This is a genomic window from Pseudomonas sp. NY15372 (assembly GCF_048068215.1).
GTDB classification, from domain to species: Bacteria; Pseudomonadota; Gammaproteobacteria; order Pseudomonadales; family Pseudomonadaceae; genus Aquipseudomonas; species Aquipseudomonas guariconensis_A.
This window is the reverse complement of record NZ_JBLUPY010000087.1, coordinates 1-493: the sequence shown is the minus strand read 5'-3', so window position 1 is coordinate 493 and position 493 is coordinate 1. Positions and strand designations below refer to the sequence as shown.

Genomic DNA, 493 nt, shown 5'->3' with positions numbered 1-493 from the left:
GAAGGTGGTACCGGAAAACACCTACACCTACGACAGCCTCTACCAACTCATCAGCGCCACCGGCCGTGAAATGGCCAACGCCGGCCAACAAGGCCGTCACCTGCCGCATGTCACGCCCTTCGACAGTGCCACCTACACCCCGTACACCCGCACGTACACCTACGACACGGCGGGCAACCTGACCCAGATCCGCCACAGTGCCCCTGCCACGAACAACGGCTACACCACTGATATCACCGTCAGCGAGCGTAGTAACCGGGCGGTGCTCAGTACCCTCGCCAAAGAGTCATCAGCCGTCGAAGCCCTGTTCACCCCAGGCGGCCAGCAGGCCGTGCTGTTGCCGGGGCAACCATTGGCCTGGACGCCGCGTGCCGAGCTTGAGCAGGTCGTATCGGTGAAGCGTGAAGGCAGTCCGGATGACCGCGAAAGCTACCGGTATGACAGCAGTAGCCAACGGGTGCTCAAAGCCAGTAGCCAGCAAACGGCCGGCAGC

At 62.9% G+C, this 493-nt stretch carries 1 pseudogene; it reads left to right on the top strand.

Annotation, left to right across the window (positions count from 1 at the left end):
• Window positions 1-493 (top strand): annotated as a pseudogene (locus ACNFG0_RS22855) (RHS repeat protein); the annotation flags it as partial.